The sequence below is a fragment of the Kitasatospora sp. MBT66 genome, from assembly GCF_000710405.2.
GTDB lineage: Bacteria > Actinomycetota > Actinomycetes > Streptomycetales > Streptomycetaceae > Kitasatospora > Kitasatospora purpeofusca.
Window position 1 is genome coordinate 169,967 of the sequence record NZ_JAIY01000015.1, and the last position, 384, is coordinate 170,350.

A 384-nucleotide genomic window follows, 5' to 3' on the forward strand; every position below is an offset into this window, starting at 1 on the left:
CGCCCTGCTCGCCGTGGCGTCCTTCGTCCTCGGCCACCTGGCGCCGCGCCTCGCCCTGCGCGCCGCGCGCCTGCGCGTGCCCCACCTGCCGCACGACGCCGAGGAACTCCAGCGGGACCTCGACCCCGAGCCCGACAACCGGCTGGCCCGCCGGGTCACCGTCGCCACCGCCTGCCTCGACAGCATCGCCGCGGCCTCCGCGCTCGTGCAGAGCGCCTCCGTCACCCTGCTCGTCCTCCTCGACGACGGCTGGACCGGGTGGCTGTTGCCGCTCACCCTCGGCGCGGCCGTGCTGCTGCGCGCCCGCAACACTGACGGCACCCTCCAGCGGATCCCCGCACTGCTCGCCGGCGCCTACCCGCCGGCGCTGCTCCTCGTCCTTCG

1 pseudogene is annotated in these 384 nt (G+C 76.8%); it reads left to right on the forward strand.

From position 1 onward, the window contains the following. Window positions 1-384: pseudogene (locus BI06_RS51645) on the forward strand (type VII secretion integral membrane protein EccD); the annotation flags it as partial.